The organism is Phormidesmis sp. 146-12, assembly GCF_052939495.1.
The window spans coordinates 1-16,291 of the sequence record NZ_JBJPHS010000009.1 but is presented as its reverse complement, the minus strand read 5'-3'; the positions used below and the strand labels follow the sequence as shown (position 1 = coordinate 16,291).

The following is a 16,291-nucleotide window of genomic DNA, read 5'->3' as shown; positions in this document are numbered from 1 at the left end:
CTTGAGGAACTTTGAAACCTTGATTGCGTCAATCAGTTTATTGACTTTCTTAAAAGAATTCTTATAAGAAAGTGAAGAATCTTCAGATTTGCCAAACTTGTTGTGGTCGATACTTTGTTTCAGTGATCCTTTGGCTAGGATAGTCAAGCTGGACTACAGTGTCCTTTTTAACATCCCTCGAATTTTATTTATAAAGAGGGCACCACGTTACCAGAGGACGGAACGTTAAAATCTTAAGAAAAGGTTTAGAATTGGTGTGGTGAATGGAGGGCGATCGTGTTTCTAAGACTTGCAGAGCAACATAGACAGTTTGTACAAGACCTCGTGATGAATCTTCAGGCATTGGCCACCGTCCTGGAAAACCGAGGGTATCTGGCTTCGTGCTACACCTGTGGCGGTCAGATGAATAGCGCTTCCTTTATGGTCAGCCTGGGCAACAATCACCTGATTCGGTTTTTGGTGTCTGATTATGGCATCACCTGGACTGAGATGCGCGACGATCGAGAACTCATGAAGCTCGAAGGGGCCGAAGCCATTAGTCAACTTCAAGAACTCGCTAACCTGGTCAAATACCAAGTCAAGCCTTCTGAGTATCGTCCAACGCTCCCTGCCGAAAGCTACCACTAGACGATCGCGTCAGCAAAGCTTTCGCTAGAGTGCTCTATTTATCACATCCCTGTTTTCCCCTCGTCCAGAATGCTAACTTCTGGTGATAATCTGGATAGCGGGGTTTACAGATTTAAGCAGCCCATACCCCTCAAGGCGCAACTGGCGCGACTGACGGCTGCTCTCTTAATACTTATGACCGTTCCCGATTCTGAGTGGCAACATCACTTCATTGAAGCCAATCGCATTCGTCTACACTATGTGACTCAGGGAGAAGGCGATCTCGTGCTGTTGCTGCATGGGTTTCCTGAGTTTTGGTATTCTTGGCGCTATCAGATCCCGGCGTTGGCTCGTCACTTTAAGGTTGTCGTGCCCGATTTGCGAGGCTACAACGATTCTGAAAAGCCCGCAGGCGGCTATGATCTCGATACGTTAAGCACCGACGTTCGCAGTCTGATTGAAAACTTAGGCTACGATCGCGCTCACATTGTGGGTCATGACTACGGCGGTGTCATCGCCTGGAATCTGGCTCAAAAATTTCCTCAGTCGCTCGATCGACTAGCCTTGCTTAGTGCGCCTCATCCTCAAAGGTTTGTGCGCGAGATGCTCAGTAATTTGGATCAATTTCGTCGCAGTTGGTATTTGCTGGCGTTTCAAGTGCCAGGGCTGCCAGAGTGGTTAATTCAACAAAACTTGAACAATTTCGTCAAAAATATGTTTCAGGAGCAGGCGATCCGTAAAGGAGCCTTCACTGAGGAAAATGCTCAGAAGTACAAGGCGGCGTTAAATAAGCCCGGTGCCCTTTCTGCGGCGATCAACTATTACCGTCACTTGTTTACTTCGCTGCATTGGGTGCAAGATTTTTGGCGATCGCCCACTCCGATCTCTGCCCCGACTCTCGTGTTGTGGGGTGAAGAAGATTCTCTTTTGAGCCACAAGTTAGCAGAAGGACTCGATCGCTTTGTGGCGGCTCCCTGCAAAATCAAACTGCTGCCTCACTGTGGCCATTGGATTCAACAAGAAGCGCCCGAAACGGTGAATCGAGAACTGCTGTCCTTTTTGCGAGAAGTGGCCATTGCCTGATGGCTCTTATGTCCTCCAAGCTCTGAACCTACGGTAGAAAAATATGCGATCGCCATGTTCACATAAGCCCTTGATTTGCCGAATACGATCGCGCCAAAAAAATAGGACGCAAGAAATTTATCACTTCCTACGCCCTCTGCCGATCCTCTAGAGAGGAGAACACTAAAGGAACTATAAGCTTGTTGAGAAATCTTGTCAACACTAATGAGAACCTTTAGCAACAAGTTTCTCAGATTTTTCTTTTCAAAAAGCGCAAAACTTGACAATACTGACTGGGGTTTCTACATAAATATTAGGAGAATTGCCTGAAACAACGGCACGAAGAGAGTATGATGTTTCAGACTTGTGAAGTACCCCCCGTTCCCTTATGACACTTCAACTGCGCGTCTACGTTCCTCCCCATCCCCTCATCAAACACTGGTTGGGCGTAGCCCGCGACTCTGGAACGCCGTCTGCCCTGTTTCGCAGCGCCATGACCGAGCTGGGCAGATGGCTGACTTACGAAGCAATTCGAGAATGGATGCCGACGATCGAGACGACGATCGACACCCCGCTTTCTCCCTGTCCCGCTACTTTTATCAATCCCGAAGTTCCGATCGTCGTGGTGCCCATTCTCAGAGCAGGTCTGGCTCTGTTAGAAGGCGCACAGAAGCTCCTGCCGTTGGCATCGATCTATCATCTGGGACTGGTGCGAAATGAGGAGACTCTAGAAGCAAGCTGCTATCTCAACAAGCTCCCCGCCCAGTTTGATCCCCAAACTCACGTTTTGATTACCGATCCCATGTTGGCTACCGGGGGCACGACGATCGCCGCAATGGAAGAACTGACAAGTCGAGGCGTAAATCCTGCCCTAGTTCGCATTGTCGCAGTGGTGGCCGCTCCTCCTGCTTTGCAAAAACTCAGCGTGGCTTACCCCAGTCTCAATATCTACACTGCCGCGATCGATGAAGGGCTGAATGAACGCGGCTTTATCGTTCCAGGGTTGGGCGATGCGGGCGATCGCTCGTTTGGCACCTGATCGCAGAGAGTCAGAACTTGTACGAAGGTGATTTTTTGCGATTCCTTTTTCCTTGGCTCCTTTTTCCTTTAAGCTTAAGGGACTTGAACATCTCAAAAAAAGACCAATCCTGGTGAGTGATGAGTCAACAAGATAATTTTTCGGGTGGGTTTTTGTTGGGCGCGATCGTCGGTGGCGTTGTCGGTGGCGTTTTGGGCGCACTGCTAACTTCTCGGCGGCTAGAAGAAACCTTAGAAGAGACTCTTTTGAAGAAGGCAGATGCTCCAGAGATAAAGGCTAAAGGGAAAAAACGCCCTCTGCGCGGCTCGGCTGAGCAGAATATTGAGCTGGCACGGCGCAGTCTCGAAGATAAAATTGCTCAATTGAATGACGCGATCGACGATGTGCGGCAGCAGTTGAGTAATGTTAATGGGCAGGCGATCGAGGTCAATCGCGAAGGGTCGCTGACTGATGAGCCATAGCGCTAGAATGCTACGTGAGAGTAGTCACAAATTGCCTGCGATCGCTTAAACTATCAGCAAATCTGAAAACCCCTAGACCTCAAAAGGAAACTGTCAGTCTATGAACCCTCTAGAGCTACTGATCATTACGATTAGCCGATTTGTCAGCATCTATTTGGTGCTGTTGTTCATTCGGATTTTGTTGACGTGGTTTCCCCAGGTTGACTTTTACAATCCTCCGTTCTCGATTTTGGCGCAACTGACTGACCCTTATTTAAATATTTTTCGTCGAATTATTCCCCCGCTGGGTGGGCTAGATATTTCTGCAATTTTGGCGATCTTGGCGCTACAGGTCGTTCAATCTACGGTGTTGCCGCTAGTTGCTCAATCGGTTGCAGCCCTACAAACTTCGCTAATTGGCTAACTGCGTAAGACGTTGGTGGGGGTTAATTTTTATCGAAGTGGAGGGCGATCGTTGTGATCGTCCTCTATTTTTTTGGGAACATCTTCTTGAAGAAACGTTACGATCGGGAGGAAGCGAGCAAACGATAGGGTCGGTTTTACGGTGGAGAAAATTTTAGTTTGGTATCGCAATGATCTGCGACTGCACGATCACGAGCCTTTGTATAAAGCACTTCAAATCGGAGCGCAGGTGATTCCGCTTTATTGTTTTGATGAGCGACAGTTTGGCACTACGTCCTATGGATTTCCTAAAACGGGGGCATTTCGGACGCAGTTTTTGCTAGAAAGCGTCGCTGATTTACGACGGGGACTGAGGGCGATCGGCAGCGATTTGATTTTAAGAAAAGGCTTGCCCGAAGTCGTGATTCCTAACTTAGTTAGAGAACTGGGCGTGACGGCGATTTATTTCTATCGCGAAACGACTTCAGAAGAGGTGGCGGTTGAAAAAGCGTTGGAAACAGCGCTCAAGGCAGATAAAATTTCCACAACTTCTTTTTGGGGACATACGCTTTACCATCCAGATGACTTACCTTTTGAGCTGGCAAACCTACCGGAATTGTTTACTAGCTTTCGCAAACAGGTTGAGAAGTCTTCCACCATCTATTCAGCATTTCCGTCGCCGACGAGTTTGCCAGCACTGCCTGAGATCGCAGTGGGAGAAGTGCCGACGATCGCTGATTTTGACCTGGAGGCTCCGGTTGCGGATCTGCGGGGCGTGATTCCTTTTAGGGGTGGCGAAACGGCGGGTCTGGCGCGATTAGATCACTATTTTTGGCAGCAGGATCACCTCAAGGTTTACAAAGAAACTCGCAACGGCATGTTGGGCGGAGACTATTCATCAAAGTTTTCGGCGTGGTTGGCGCATGGCTGCTTGTCGCCTCGTGAAATCTATTGGCAGGTGCAGGCGTATGAAAGCCAGCGAGTGAAGAACGATTCAACCTACTGGCTGATCTTTGAATTGCTGTGGAGAGACTACTTTCGCTTTATTTGTGCCAAACATGGGACGCGGATTTTTCGGCGATCGGGTCTGCGGGGCATTTCCATTCCCTGGAAGGAAGATTGGCCGCGATTTGATCTGTGGCGCGCAGGTAAAACGGGCTTTCCGCTGGTGGATGCCAACATGCGAGAGATTGCGGCGACGGGCTTTATGTCTAATCGAGGACGGCAAAATGTGGCAAGTTTCTTGACCAAAAATTTGGGAATCAACTGGCAAATGGGAGCCGAATGGTTTGAGTCGCTGCTGGTTGATTACGATGTGTCAAGCAATTGGGGCAATTGGAATTACACCGCAGGCGTGGGAAATGATGCCCGTGGATTTCGCTTTTTTAACATCACCAAGCAGGCAAAAGACTATGACCCGCAAGGTGATTATGTAAAACATTGGCTGCCAGAGTTAGCAAATGTTCCCTCTGCAAAAGTGCATGAACCCTGGAAGCTACTTCCTGTAGAGCAGCAGCGATTTGGAATGAGGTTGGGCGTGGATTATCCTCATGCGATCGTCGATCTGTTTAAGTCAGCCGCCGCTAATGAGAAGATTTACAATGCGGCAGTTGTCTAGAAACAATAGCCAGTTCGACGAAGTTTTTTCGCGTCGTTGGTAAGTGCTTCTGCCTCCCCAAGTCTGAGGGACTTTGAAGCAAAATCGATTCAAAGTCCCCAATCTCAAAGGATTTAGAGAGCGTTTCTAGATCCCAATCGAAGCGAAAAAACTTCATCAAATTCCGGGCATCTTTAGGACTTGCCAGCCAGCAGCACGGTTTTAACTGGGACAGGTCGAACCTGTTGCTCTGTGGCCCGATAGCCCCACTGTCGCCGACCATCAGAGACTATGGTGAGCCAGGTTGTTTGAGCAGTCGGGGTTGCAGTCCTTCGCACCACAATAAACCGCAGTGACTCTGGGGCGATCGCCGGATTTTGCCTCACGACATCTTGAATAATTCTTTGCACCACGTCAGGCGGTAAAGCGGCGCGACGATCTAAGATTACTGTTTTTGCATCGTCAGAAACGCGATATGTCCAACGAGCCGGGCTGTTTTGTAGGGTCACTTCCCAGCCGCTCACTGGCTGATAAATCGCTGGGCAGATTTGCCCAAAACCAAATTCACAAGCGTTGCCCCAGGTTGTTTTGCGCGTATCGACTACCTGGAGGTTAGCAGGATTTGTCTGTGACCAAGCGGCGGCATCCTTCAAAACAGCATCGCGAATCGTATCAGGCAGGTCAGCCCTAACTGCAATCTTGGGGTCGAGAATGAGCAGAGACCCCGATCGACTCCCATGATAAGTCCAGTCTTGATCACGCACTTTCACCACCACTTGCCATCCTGGAACAGGGTCAAACTCTGTGGTGCAAATTTCACTAAAATTAAACTGACACCAATTGCCAAAAGTGAATCGCGTGGATTGCACCACTTCTAAACGTTGAATCGGCGTTTCTAACCGTTGAGAAACATCTTTGAGAATGGCAGCGCGAATCACAGATGGTACGCTTCTCGATTGTGATTGAGCCATCAAAACAGGGCGTTGTTGACGTGGAAGTACATGAGACATTGATGAAAGCGACATCGCTACCGAACTTGCTTGAGAAGTCATTCCAGGCGGTGAAAAATCTAGCATTGTGAATGCTAACGTTGCGATCGCTCCAACGCAGATGCGAACCTTTAGATTAAGACAAACCTGTATCTGTGTCATAAGTCAAATTCACCTCAATGAAATCATTACCAACAAACCTTTGATCAAGACGTAGATAAACCCAGGAATTCTAAAAGCGTTGTAGACCATAGAGAGCAAGATTCTTAACAAACGCCCGTAAGTCTTAGAGAAGCGTTGTCAAACAATTTATGTAACCTTTATTTGTGCCGATTCCAGCCCATGCCCAGATCGTTTAGCCGCAGGTGAATGCCGCGCACACCCTCGATCGCGCTAGTGTTGACAATCAGGTTTTGCAGACGTTGCAGGTTACTTTCGGGCTGTCCAAATTCCATGCCGATGAAAGCATGATTTCGCCCAGATTGTAGAAATCTAAGTTGCTCTAGCGAGTTAAATGGCAGAATTGAAACGATGAAATGGGCGCGCTGGTGCAGTTGATGCGATCGTACTGCCGCCATCCATTGCTCCATTGCCTCTAGATTGAGCAGCGATCGTACCTGAATAAACTGCGCTCCGCTGTCAATTTTGGCCGTCAATCGCGCCATGCTTTCGGCTATATCTGGCATCAGACAAGGCACTTCTACCGCACCAACATAAAAGGTTGCCTCTGAGCGAAATCGGGCGATCGCCGCAATCGTCCTCACGGCTCGATCGCTCCCGTGATCATCAGGAAACCCATCCGACACCAAAACATTGCGAATCTGAGCGTTGGCAAGCCAGAATAGCTGATCGTATAAGTCAGATTTCTGAAGGCTCAGTTCGACGATCGAGTCTAGCCCCAACTGTTGAATATATTGAGTCGCCACCGAGCTAGATAGGCGGGGTTGAGGAAGCAAGCGATCGCTCATTTGGACAATGTTGACATGCTGTGCAGCGCGATTTGCCGCTTTCATTAATGAGGCCGCATGGGGGTGCAACAGCATTAATTCAGCAGAAAACACGAAACGATTGGTCGTCAGCAGCGTCTCTAAAGAGAAGTCATCAGAAACGTCTGAAGATGGGCAGGGGGAGAATGGAAACATTTGCATTCTATCTAGACTGTCAACGGTAGGTTAGAATCCCTTTGACCAATTATTTAACCCCAAATATATTTGGTTGTCAATCTGTTTGAGCAAAGAAGTTTTACCAAAAATATTTAGTATAGTAGGGTCATCGTGAGTGTCCATGATGGAAATGTTCATGTCAAAACAGACGGAGCGAACGAGAATCTCAGAGTTGCGCGATCGGGCCAACCTGACGCAGCGTGCCTTAGCCATTCATCTCGGCGTAACCGAAAACACCATTCAAAACTGGGAAAAAGGCAAAGCCGGGTTTGAGCAGATTGTCAGAGTGATCAAGCTGTGTCACGCCCTTGACTGTGACTGGCGAAACTGGTCAGACGCTCCACTCGACATCGCCGGATTGCGCGATCGAGCCAACCTGACGCAGCGTGCCCTGGCCCTGCATTTGGGTGTGACCGAAAACACGATTCAAAATTGGGAAAAAGGCAAAGCTGGATCAGAACAAATTGTCAGGGTGATTAAACTGTGTCAAGCGCTCAATTGTGATCTCAAAGACCTGATTGATTGGAGTTCGCTTCAAGACGTACAGCAGCCCAAAGGCATGTCGCTCGACGAGATTCGAGAACGGCTGGGAACGGGCAAATCACGATCGACCGCCGCCAACGAAACGCAGAACAACGACCCGATCGAGTTCAACCCACAGAATTACTAGCAATGCTTCAGGTTTCTGTTCAAGCTGATTTTTTGCTGTTGGGGTTTCTCAAGACTGAGCAAAATCACACGCGAGATCAGATCAAAATTGCCAGCGCTTTATGGGAGCAAATTCGTTCGGCGCGAATTCAAGCTTTTGTTACGCCTCGCTGCTTCGATCGAGTGTGCAGTGCGCTGTCGGGCCACCCCAATGCCAAAGAGGTGATTGCTTCGATTCGATCTGTTTTAGAAGTGCTGCCCCATGACCCGATTATTGATGAGATTGCTGCCGCTTCTGAGTCGCCCTATGATTATGCGGTAGAAGTTGCTTATGCGAGAGAGTATGGGCTGGATGGAATTATTGCTGACAGTCGGCAGGGGTTTTGTGAGTCTGATGAGTTGATGGTCTTCTTGCCAGGGGCGCTGCTTCTTGAAGTTCAACAATTTGATGCGTTTAATCCGACCGCTTGGAAACAAATCAGCGATCGCTACCGAGAAGAGTTTTTGAATGCAGCCAATCATGCAGAAGAGTCAGATCAAAACAAGTTAAAAGAGGTTCCTCAAAATCGCAGTGATAACGCTGGAGAGACGGCTTATACAAAAGGAACCTATCAGCCAGTTTATAGCCGCGACGAAACAGAAACCACGCTAGAAGAAAAAGTTTTAAGCGCTGCCGCCTACACAACGTTTCGTTCTGCAAACAGTCATCAAGCTGCCGTCCGGGTTGAGGTGGGTTTGGCCAATCAATCGCTGACCTTTGAGCAAGCCTTTTCAACCAACGCCGCCCTGGTTTGGATTCGCTATACCTCTGCGGCTGATAAGCCTATTCACGCTGCACAGAATTCTGAATCTTCCTGGCTTACCTCGCTGCTTCCTTTTAAGCAAGACTTGCTTGACCTGACTGAGCCGCCCTTGCCCGCAAACGCTCGATTCGATCGCAACCAACTCGATCAAGGCATGATAGTCACTGTTTTGAGCGCCAATGCTCAAGAGTTTACGAGACAAAATTTCTTTGAGTTCAGCCAGATTTTGGTCGATCGCTCTCCTCGCCCTGAGCCGACTTCTGTTGAGCCTCAGCCGATTCTCGTTCCTAGCAGTGAGTTGGTCAATTCTGTTAGAGCCGTTGTGCAGGCGAATCGTGCCCCTCAATCTGAGCCGCTGCCTGATTCTAAAAAGCCGATCGCTGAATGGCAAATTGCCCCCGTCGAGGAGCCAACCCTTCACCCGACGCACTCCCAAAATTTAGAACTCTCGATCGAGTACCTTCCCCTTCCCTCCGCTCCGACGATTCCGACCTCGACTCCGACCTCCACTTTGCTTCTGACTCCTCCGCCAAGTCAGGTTTCTGTCACGCCTTCAACTGTGTTTGGTACGCCGATGCAAAGAGAGGGTGAAATTTCTGTGCCGACTCCTGCGCTAGAGAATGCCCCACAGGGAGATGAAAAATTGGATGCATCGACAGTGCAGCTTGCGCTAAAAGATTCTGAAACTGGTCAGGAAGTGTCTTTACAAATAGAGATTCACCTCAGCAAAGATGACTCGGCCAGCGTCACAGTTGTCTTTCAGAAGAGTGAAAAATTTGGCTTGATTGGCGGAGTAAGCTATGACGACGCAACGACGGAAAAAACTGCTTCTGAATCTAAGCCAGACAGCCGATCGATTAAGCTTTCTCTACAACCCAACTTACTCAATCAAGCGACACTTCTGGAAGTCAGCCGTCAAACCCTGAGCCAAGAATTTGAGGTGAGGCGATCGCAGCTTCCTCAATCCCCTGACTATACCCAAACTCCTAACTACAACAGTTCTACAGCCTGGACTGTTGGTGAAGCGCATACAAGTCTGGGTGAAATTAAGCTTGAGGTTACCTTTTCTCGTTTAGCAGGGCAGCCTCTCACGATACATACGGGGTGACCTTAACCAGTTTTTGATGATAACTTCTACCTGCAAAAGTGCCTAAATCCCAGAAATTGCAGCCTGTGGAGCAACCTGTCAAAAGCTAAATCGATTCTGCGATCGCGAAAAGAACAAAGAGTTTTCGTGACAAAATCTACCAGCCCAAAGGGACAAGATTCATAGCTACATCCATAACTACAGTATGTAGAGATTAATACATAGGAGCAACACATAAAAGTTGGTCAATGACAACTAAACTCTGAACGTAAAAATACTCTACCAGTGAGGGTTTGCACTCTTAAATATTTAATTAGACAAGAAATTAATCAGGTCTATCTTTAGAGGCGTTAAGTCCTAAAGTAAACTCGCTACCTTTGCAATAGATGGTTTTGGAGCCAGTCATCCACTAGCGTTTACTACAGGAAAACCAACATGAACAGCGAGAATCAATCTTTTGTGAATCAGGGTGTAGATCAAGCTCAAAATCAACCCCATTCCATGTCTACAACCCAAACAGAAAGATATCCTGCATCAGGCAGTGTAGAAGCGAAAATGCCGACTTCTAGTGAATATCGCCCAGAAGTAAAATCAGACAAATCTAGCTCTAATCCAGCACTATCGAGAGCGTTGGTTGGTGGATTGATTGGAGCGACAGTAGGACTCTTGGCAGGTCGGAAAGTGTCTGAAGGCTTTAATCGGGCATCTAAGGGTGTTGGCAGAGCTTTTGGAACCATTGGACAAGGGTTGGGCATGACTGCAAAAGGAGTCGGCGAGGCCGCAAAGAGTATTGGCGATGGTGTGGGCTATGCGGTTGTCGGAGGAACCTCAGAAGCTGCTCAAAACCTTGCGGGTGGGGTTCAACAAGTTGCATCTGGAACTAGCAAAGCAATTAAACAAACCGGGGAAACCGTCAGTCAAGGGATTCAACAAACGGCATCCACGGCAAGCAATGCAATTCAGCAAACAGGGGATACCATCGGTCAGACGATCGACCATGCCGCAAGTCAATCTTCTAGCGCAGGACAGTCTGTGATCGAGAGAGGTGACTATACAAAACCGATGGCAATGGATGCTGACGAACCCTTGAGCTTTCAAGATGACCCTGTAGCACAGCCATACACATCTTCTACCTCGACGAATGAAGGTAGCAGCGATCCAGTGATGGAATTTTATGAAGCTATTGACCGTCAAGAATAACGGATACAGAGGACAGAGATAATGACTTAGGAGTTAACGATCGTGACCAATGGCAATCAGCTTTTAACAACAGAAGCCAATCAGGGCGAGTCTTCTAGCCGCTCCTCGGTAGGCAGTAATCCGATGATATCTAACCAAAATGGATTTACTAAAATCGCGCTTGGTGCATTGATCGGGGCAACGTTAGGGGGTCTTGCAGCAGCACTCACCAACCAGGACACGACTGAGCGCATCAATCAAGCGATTCGAGGATTGGGAAGAACAGCTAAAGCAACGGCTGAAACTTTGAGTGATTCTGTTCAACGAGTCGGTAATGCGGTTAACAGTGTTGCCGAAAACCTGAATGATACGACCAGAGATGTCAATGATGCAGTCAACAGCGTTGCAACTAATGTTAGCGGCACTGTGAAAAATACGGTTAGTACGGTCAAAGGAACGGCTGAGGGGGTAAACGAAACTGTGAAGACGGCAGTGAATGCAGTTAACACAGTTAAAGAAAGTGCCAACGGCGTTCAAGAGGCTGTAGAGCAAACGGTGGATGTGTCGAGTGTGCAACTAGCAATGTTTCTGATGGTGAGACTCTCTACAAGTTAATTCCGGTCAATCAAACTGCAACAGCGAAGTAATTTGCGAAAGTAAATTAACCAGAGAGAACACAGTAACTGATCGTGAGTTCGATGAAGTTTCTTCGCTTCGTTGTCAAGCTTCTGCCCCCCTAAACTCTCAATTCTGAGGGACTTTCAGACTATGGTTCTGATTTAAAGTCCACCATTAATGGGAGATTTAGGGGCGTTCTCAACTGGACAACCGCAGTGAAAAATTTCGTCGAACTCACCTTAACTGAGTCGAGAATTTCAACCCTGTCTCAGTTATGTCTTCAGTTATATCTGCCTTCTGCCCGAATTGAACACTACCTGCATTAAACACTATCCAGGAAAAGGTGATGAACTGGTTATTGAAAGTTTTTGGTCAAGGAAGAGTGAAAAGTTCTCAGCCGATCGCGGACGAAAAAAAACAAGATCTCATGAATGTGTTGCACGTCGTTGTTGAAGAAACGATTATGGCGGGGGCACAAGGGTTGATTGGGTTGATTAAGCGAATGCTGGACGATCGAGTCAGAGCGTCTGAGCAAAAAACTTCTGAGCAAAAAACTTCTGAGCAAAAAACTTCTGAGCAAGTTGTTGACCCTCCTATCAATGACTCCTTGACGACGGTTGAGGAATTAACATCAAAGGTCACTGTCTTGATCGAGCAGCTTTATCAGTGGTCTTCATCAACGCTGGAATCACAACCCTTCTCTGTAGAATCGGTGTCTCAAGAAGGGCAAAAGGTAGAGGCAGACGATCGCTCTATTAGTGCTCAAGAGATGTCCCAAAAGATCGATTCTCTAACCCAACAGCTTCTACAAGCGACTCAGAAAGTTAACACCTTAGAAGATCGCATTAGCCATTTAGAGAAGTTATTGGCGAAATATAGTGCAGTTCCTAAATATGTAGAACAACATCATCGTGCGATCGCTAGTTTGCAAATCCAAATCAATAATCTGGAAACGCATCCTCAGACAGACGATCACTCAGATATTCAGACAAACAATCACCAGCCCGTCCTTCAATTTAGCAGCATAGACAATTGAGACTATCTAAAACAGGAGAATAGACTATGACAAGCGGCTATACCAATCAGCATATGGGGTGTTTTTGACCAGCTTTTGGTTGTAGTCAGGTGCGCCATCTGTCCACCAGACCTCGCCTCGCTCACCGAGAGCAATTTTGGCGGTGTTGACTTCGTGCCTTGCGGTTTGGAGGGCAGCTTCATCTTCTTGACGTAAAGCCTGTTTGACGGCTCGACGTGCATTCATAAGTTCTTGAACTAGACGCGATCGCTCCTCTTCCGCCAACTCTGGATTAGAACAGCGCCACAGTCTGCCTTTGACCACAAAATAGCGGCGATCGGGTGTGACAGGATATTGCATTGCATTAACCTCAGACTGTGAGGAAATTCTTTCAGGTTTCTCCGGATGATGACTCTGCTTTGGGGAATAGAGAGTTGGTAGATGCACCCTGATTATTCACCTCGGCTTCGGTCGGGGTTTTTTATTGGAATTTTTTGAGATGAGAAGCGCGATCGATTATTTAGCAACACGCGATGGGCAACTTTTTCTTAGCCTCCTTTTCAAGGGGGTTTGGGGGATCACACCGTCGGAGGCACAGCCCAGAGACCCCTCTCAATCCCCTTTAAAAAGCTACCGTGTACACACAAGTTGGTCGATCTGTGGTTGGCGAGGGGCTTCGCCCCCTAAATCCCCCATTCTGGGGGACTTTGAGAAAGAAAGGCTTCTAGAAGGCAGAGAGACTTCTCAAGATTTCAAAGTCCCTCACTCGTGGGGGATTTAGGGGGCAGAAGCCGGCTCAAACGGAGACAATTAATGACTTGTGTGTACACCGCAGCTTTAAAGACGTTGATCAGAAAGTTGCACATCGCGTTAGCAACCTCTCCGGATAGCGACTCTTCTTTAGGAATAGAGGGATGGTAGATGCACCCTGATTATTCACCTCGGCTTCGGTCGGGGTTTTTTATTGGTTGATTCCTCCTCACTCCTCACGTTTACCTCATCGCTCCCATCGTATTTTTCCACGCCAATTCTTTACACAAAACAATCAGCGCCCGCTCTTCGGCTCCTTTAAAGAGGTTGAAGTCAATGAGTTCTTGTAAAACCTGAAAGGTGAGTTGCATTGAGAACGTACCGCCACAGCGTAACAAATGACTGTAATAGCAGAATTGCGATCGCCGCTCTAAATTGAGATGAAAGTGATAAATCTCTTCTTGCGTCATCGTTGAAACAGGCGTATTGACCGGGACGACGACACGAGGAATGCCCTGGATTCCAAAGGGACTGCCATTGTTAGGCTCCAAACTGCCGACTAAAACCGTCCAAAGCAATGTGCGAGTTTCATTGATCAAGTCGGGCGTGAAGAGCGGATCAGGTTCACTCGAAAGTCTGGGGCCCGTATTCATAAACATCGGATTGAGCAATTGAGAGTTGTAGACGATGCCGATCGCCCAGTGTCGATCTTCGGTTTCCAATTTCACAAACGTCCCAAACCCATAATCGTCTGCATTGGGCGCGTCACTAAAATCCATTGAGTCATCCACCTGCACCACATAATCGCAGTGTGAATTAGATTTAACGACTTTTCCTAATCGCATCGTGCCTTCTCCTTTGCTCACACGCATTGTACAGGTGTACTGCGAAAAGGGGGAAGAAAAAGAGGGGAGGAGGGAGGAGTGAAGAGGAAGGAGTGAAGAGGGAGGAGTGAGGAAAGCTTGACTTGGCGGATGGGTTCGCGTATTTGCGATAAAATTGTAGACCGAGCGTATACAGAACTACAAAACCGTCATGAGCAAAGGGACGCTGTTTGACAAAGTTTGGGATGCACACACCGTTGGGATTCTGCCTTCTGGACAAACTCAGCTTTTTATTGGGCTGCATCTAATTCACGAAGTCACGAGTCCCCAAGCGTTTGCGATGCTGCGGGAACGAGGTTTGCGGGTGGCTTTTCCAGAACGGACGATCGCGACCGTTGATCATATCGTCCCGACCGAAAATCAGGCGCGGCCGTTTGCTGATTCTCTTGCTGAGGAGATGATTCAGGCGCTCGAACAAAACTGTCAAGAACACAAAATTCGCTTCTACAACGTGGGGTCTGGCAGTCAGGGAATTGTGCATGTAATCGCACCAGAGCAAGGACTGACTCAACCAGGAATGACGATCGCCTGTGGAGATAGTCACACCTCAACGCATGGGGCTTTTGGAGCGATCGCGTTTGGGATTGGCACCAGTCAGGTGAGGGATGTTCTCGCGTCTCAAACGCTGGCGCTGGCAAAGCTCAAAGTTCGCAAAATTGAGGTGAATGGAGCGCTGAAACCGGGTGTCTATGCCAAAGATGTGATTCTGCATGTGATTCGCACGTTGGGCGTAAAGGGTGGAGTTGGCTACGCTTACGAATTTGCAGGCACGACCTTTGAGCAGATGAACATGGAAGAGCGAATGACCGTTTGCAACATGGCGATCGAAGGCGGCGCTCGATGTGGCTATGTGAATCCAGATCAGGTGACTTACGATTATCTTCAGGGTCGTGATTTTGCGCCTCAAGGGGATGATTGGGAGAAAGCGATCGCGTGGTGGAACAATATTCGCAGTGATGTCGATGCTGTTTACGATGACGTGATCGTTTTCGATGCGGCTGACATTGCTCCGACTGTGACCTGGGGTATTACTCCGGGACAAGGGATTGCGATTAACGAAGTGATTCCTGCGCCTGATAGCATTGTGGAAGATGAGCGAGCGATCGCTGAAGAAGCCTACCGCTATATGGATCTGCAACCAGGCAAACTGCTTCAGGGCACCAAGGTCGATGTCTGTTTTGTTGGAAGCTGCACCAATGGTCGCATCACTGATTTGCGAGAAGCGGCAAAATTTGCCAAAGGTCGCCACGTCGCCAACGGTGTGAAGGCCTTTATCGTCCCTGGTTCTGAGCGGGTGAAACAGCAAGCCGAAGCTGAGGGGCTGCACAGTATCTTTTTAGAAGCGGGGTTTGAGTGGCGAGAAGCAGGCTGCTCAATGTGTCTAGCGATGAATCCCGATAAGCTGGAGGGTCGTCAGTTGAGTGCATCGTCATCTAACCGAAATTTCAAAGGTCGTCAGGGGTCTTCGTCGGGGCGAACGTTGTTGATGAGTCCGGCGATGGTGGTGGCGGCGGCGGTAACGGGACAGGTGACAGATGTGCGCGAGTTGATTTAGCGTCAATTCGATTAGTTCTCTCGCTAAGGTTGCCAATCTGGCGCCCTGAGCGGGTAAAACAGCAAGCCGAAGCCGAAGGGCTGCACAGTATCTTTTTAGAAGCGGGGTTTGAGTGGCGAGAAGCAGGCTGCTCAATGTGTCTAGCGATGAATCCCGATAAGCTGGAGGGTCGTCAGTTGAGTGCATCGTCATCTAACCGAAATTTCAAAGGTCGTCAGGGGTCTTCGTCGGGGCGAACGTTGTTGATGAGTCCGGCGATGGTGGTGGCGGCGGCGGTAACGGGACAGGTGACAGATGTGCGCGAGTTGATTTAGCGTCAATTCGATTAGTTCTCTCGCTAAGGTTGCCAATCTGGCCAGCCCCCTAAATCCCCCAAGTGCTTGTCATTGCCAACATTTTTTAACGTGAATTCGATGGAATTTTCTCGCTTCGTTATTCAGCACTTCTGCCCCCC

17 protein-coding genes are annotated in these 16,291 nt (G+C 48.4%); 13 read left to right on the top strand and 4 right to left on the bottom strand.

Translation table 11 applies throughout. The features are described 5' to 3' along the window. Positions 1-276: 276 nt before the first annotated feature. The 6 genes from ACKFKF_RS05985 to ACKFKF_RS05960 all read left to right on the top strand — a co-directional run bounded on the left by ACKFKF_RS05985 (position 277) and on the right by ACKFKF_RS05960 (position 5,167). Positions 277-627: a DUF1815 family protein gene (locus tag ACKFKF_RS05985; RefSeq protein ID WP_446856322.1), complete on the top strand. Its 351-nt coding sequence runs from the start codon at positions 277-279 to the stop codon at positions 625-627. A 69-nt stretch (positions 628-696) separates the two neighbouring features. Beyond that, complete coding sequence (locus ACKFKF_RS05980; protein WP_446866839.1) at positions 697-1,689, top strand: alpha/beta fold hydrolase; 993 nt, start codon at positions 697-699, stop codon at positions 1,687-1,689. A 367-nt stretch (positions 1,690-2,056) separates the two neighbouring features. After that, positions 2,057-2,707, top strand: coding sequence for a uracil phosphoribosyltransferase (upp, locus tag ACKFKF_RS05975; protein ID WP_446866838.1), 651 nt, complete (start codon positions 2,057-2,059; stop codon positions 2,705-2,707). Between the two features lie 119 nt (positions 2,708-2,826). Then, positions 2,827-3,168: a hypothetical protein gene (locus ACKFKF_RS05970; protein WP_446866837.1), complete on the top strand. Its 342-nt coding sequence runs from the start codon at positions 2,827-2,829 to the stop codon at positions 3,166-3,168. 100 nt (positions 3,169-3,268) lie between these two features. Continuing rightward, complete coding sequence (locus tag ACKFKF_RS05965) at positions 3,269-3,571, top strand: YggT family protein (protein WP_446856326.1); 303 nt, start codon at positions 3,269-3,271, stop codon at positions 3,569-3,571. 141 nt (positions 3,572-3,712) lie between these two features. Beyond that, positions 3,713-5,167 carry a DASH family cryptochrome gene (locus tag ACKFKF_RS05960; protein WP_446866836.1) on the top strand — a complete coding sequence of 485 codons (1,455 nt, stop codon included), beginning with the start codon at positions 3,713-3,715 and terminating at the stop codon, positions 5,165-5,167. Positions 5,168-5,340: 173 nt separating this feature from the next. Here ACKFKF_RS05960 and ACKFKF_RS05955 read toward each other — a convergent pair whose 3' ends face one another. Both ACKFKF_RS05955 and ACKFKF_RS05950 read right to left on the bottom strand, forming a co-directional pair. Then, positions 5,341-6,297 (bottom strand): hypothetical protein, encoded by a 957-nt coding sequence (locus ACKFKF_RS05955; protein WP_446866835.1) that lies wholly within the window; start codon positions 6,295-6,297, stop codon positions 5,341-5,343. Between the two features lie 158 nt (positions 6,298-6,455). Then, positions 6,456-7,277 (bottom strand): methylenetetrahydrofolate reductase, encoded by an 822-nt coding sequence (locus ACKFKF_RS05950; protein WP_446866834.1) that lies wholly within the window; start codon positions 7,275-7,277, stop codon positions 6,456-6,458. Positions 7,278-7,434: 157 nt separating this feature from the next. Here ACKFKF_RS05950 and ACKFKF_RS05945 point away from each other — a divergent pair, with 157 nt between their 5' ends. From ACKFKF_RS05945 to ACKFKF_RS05925, 5 genes are all read left to right on the top strand, one after another. Then, positions 7,435-7,968, top strand: a complete 534-nt coding sequence (locus ACKFKF_RS05945; protein WP_446866833.1) for a helix-turn-helix transcriptional regulator — start codon at positions 7,435-7,437, stop codon at positions 7,966-7,968. A gap of 2 nt (positions 7,969-7,970) precedes the next feature. Continuing rightward, positions 7,971-9,857, top strand: coding sequence for a hypothetical protein (locus tag ACKFKF_RS05940; RefSeq protein WP_446866832.1), 1,887 nt, complete (start codon positions 7,971-7,973; stop codon positions 9,855-9,857). Between the two features lie 414 nt (positions 9,858-10,271). Continuing rightward, positions 10,272-11,036: a hypothetical protein gene (locus ACKFKF_RS05935; protein ID WP_446866830.1), complete on the top strand. Its 765-nt coding sequence runs from the start codon at positions 10,272-10,274 to the stop codon at positions 11,034-11,036. A 42-nt stretch (positions 11,037-11,078) separates the two neighbouring features. Continuing rightward, the gene (locus ACKFKF_RS05930; RefSeq protein ID WP_446866829.1) at positions 11,079-11,630 is read left to right on the top strand and encodes a hypothetical protein; all 552 of its coding nucleotides are present in this window, start codon (positions 11,079-11,081) and stop codon (positions 11,628-11,630) included. Positions 11,631-11,979: 349 nt separating this feature from the next. Further along, entirely contained in the window at positions 11,980-12,669 is a 690-nt protein-coding gene (locus tag ACKFKF_RS05925) for a hypothetical protein (RefSeq protein ID WP_446866828.1), read from the top strand. Positions 12,670-12,693: 24 nt separating this feature from the next. Here ACKFKF_RS05925 and ACKFKF_RS05920 read toward each other — a convergent pair whose 3' ends face one another. Together ACKFKF_RS05920 and ACKFKF_RS05915 are read right to left on the bottom strand one after the other, a co-directional pair. Beyond that, on the bottom strand, positions 12,694-13,008 hold the full coding sequence (locus tag ACKFKF_RS05920) for a hypothetical protein (RefSeq protein WP_446866827.1): 315 nt from the start codon (positions 13,006-13,008) through the stop codon (positions 12,694-12,696). Positions 13,009-13,640: 632 nt separating this feature from the next. After that, positions 13,641-14,243, bottom strand: a complete 603-nt coding sequence (locus ACKFKF_RS05915) for a hypothetical protein (RefSeq protein WP_446856336.1) — start codon at positions 14,241-14,243, stop codon at positions 13,641-13,643. 190 nt (positions 14,244-14,433) lie between these two features. On the opposite strand from ACKFKF_RS05915, the gene leuC reads away from it, so the two are divergent. Further along, positions 14,434-15,837 (top strand): 3-isopropylmalate dehydratase large subunit, encoded by a 1,404-nt coding sequence (gene leuC / locus ACKFKF_RS05910; protein ID WP_446866826.1) that lies wholly within the window; start codon positions 14,434-14,436, stop codon positions 15,835-15,837. A 29-nt stretch (positions 15,838-15,866) separates the two neighbouring features. Next, positions 15,867-16,151 (top strand): aconitase family protein, encoded by a 285-nt coding sequence (locus tag ACKFKF_RS05905; RefSeq protein WP_446866825.1) that lies wholly within the window; start codon positions 15,867-15,869, stop codon positions 16,149-16,151. Positions 16,152-16,291 lie beyond the last annotated feature (140 nt).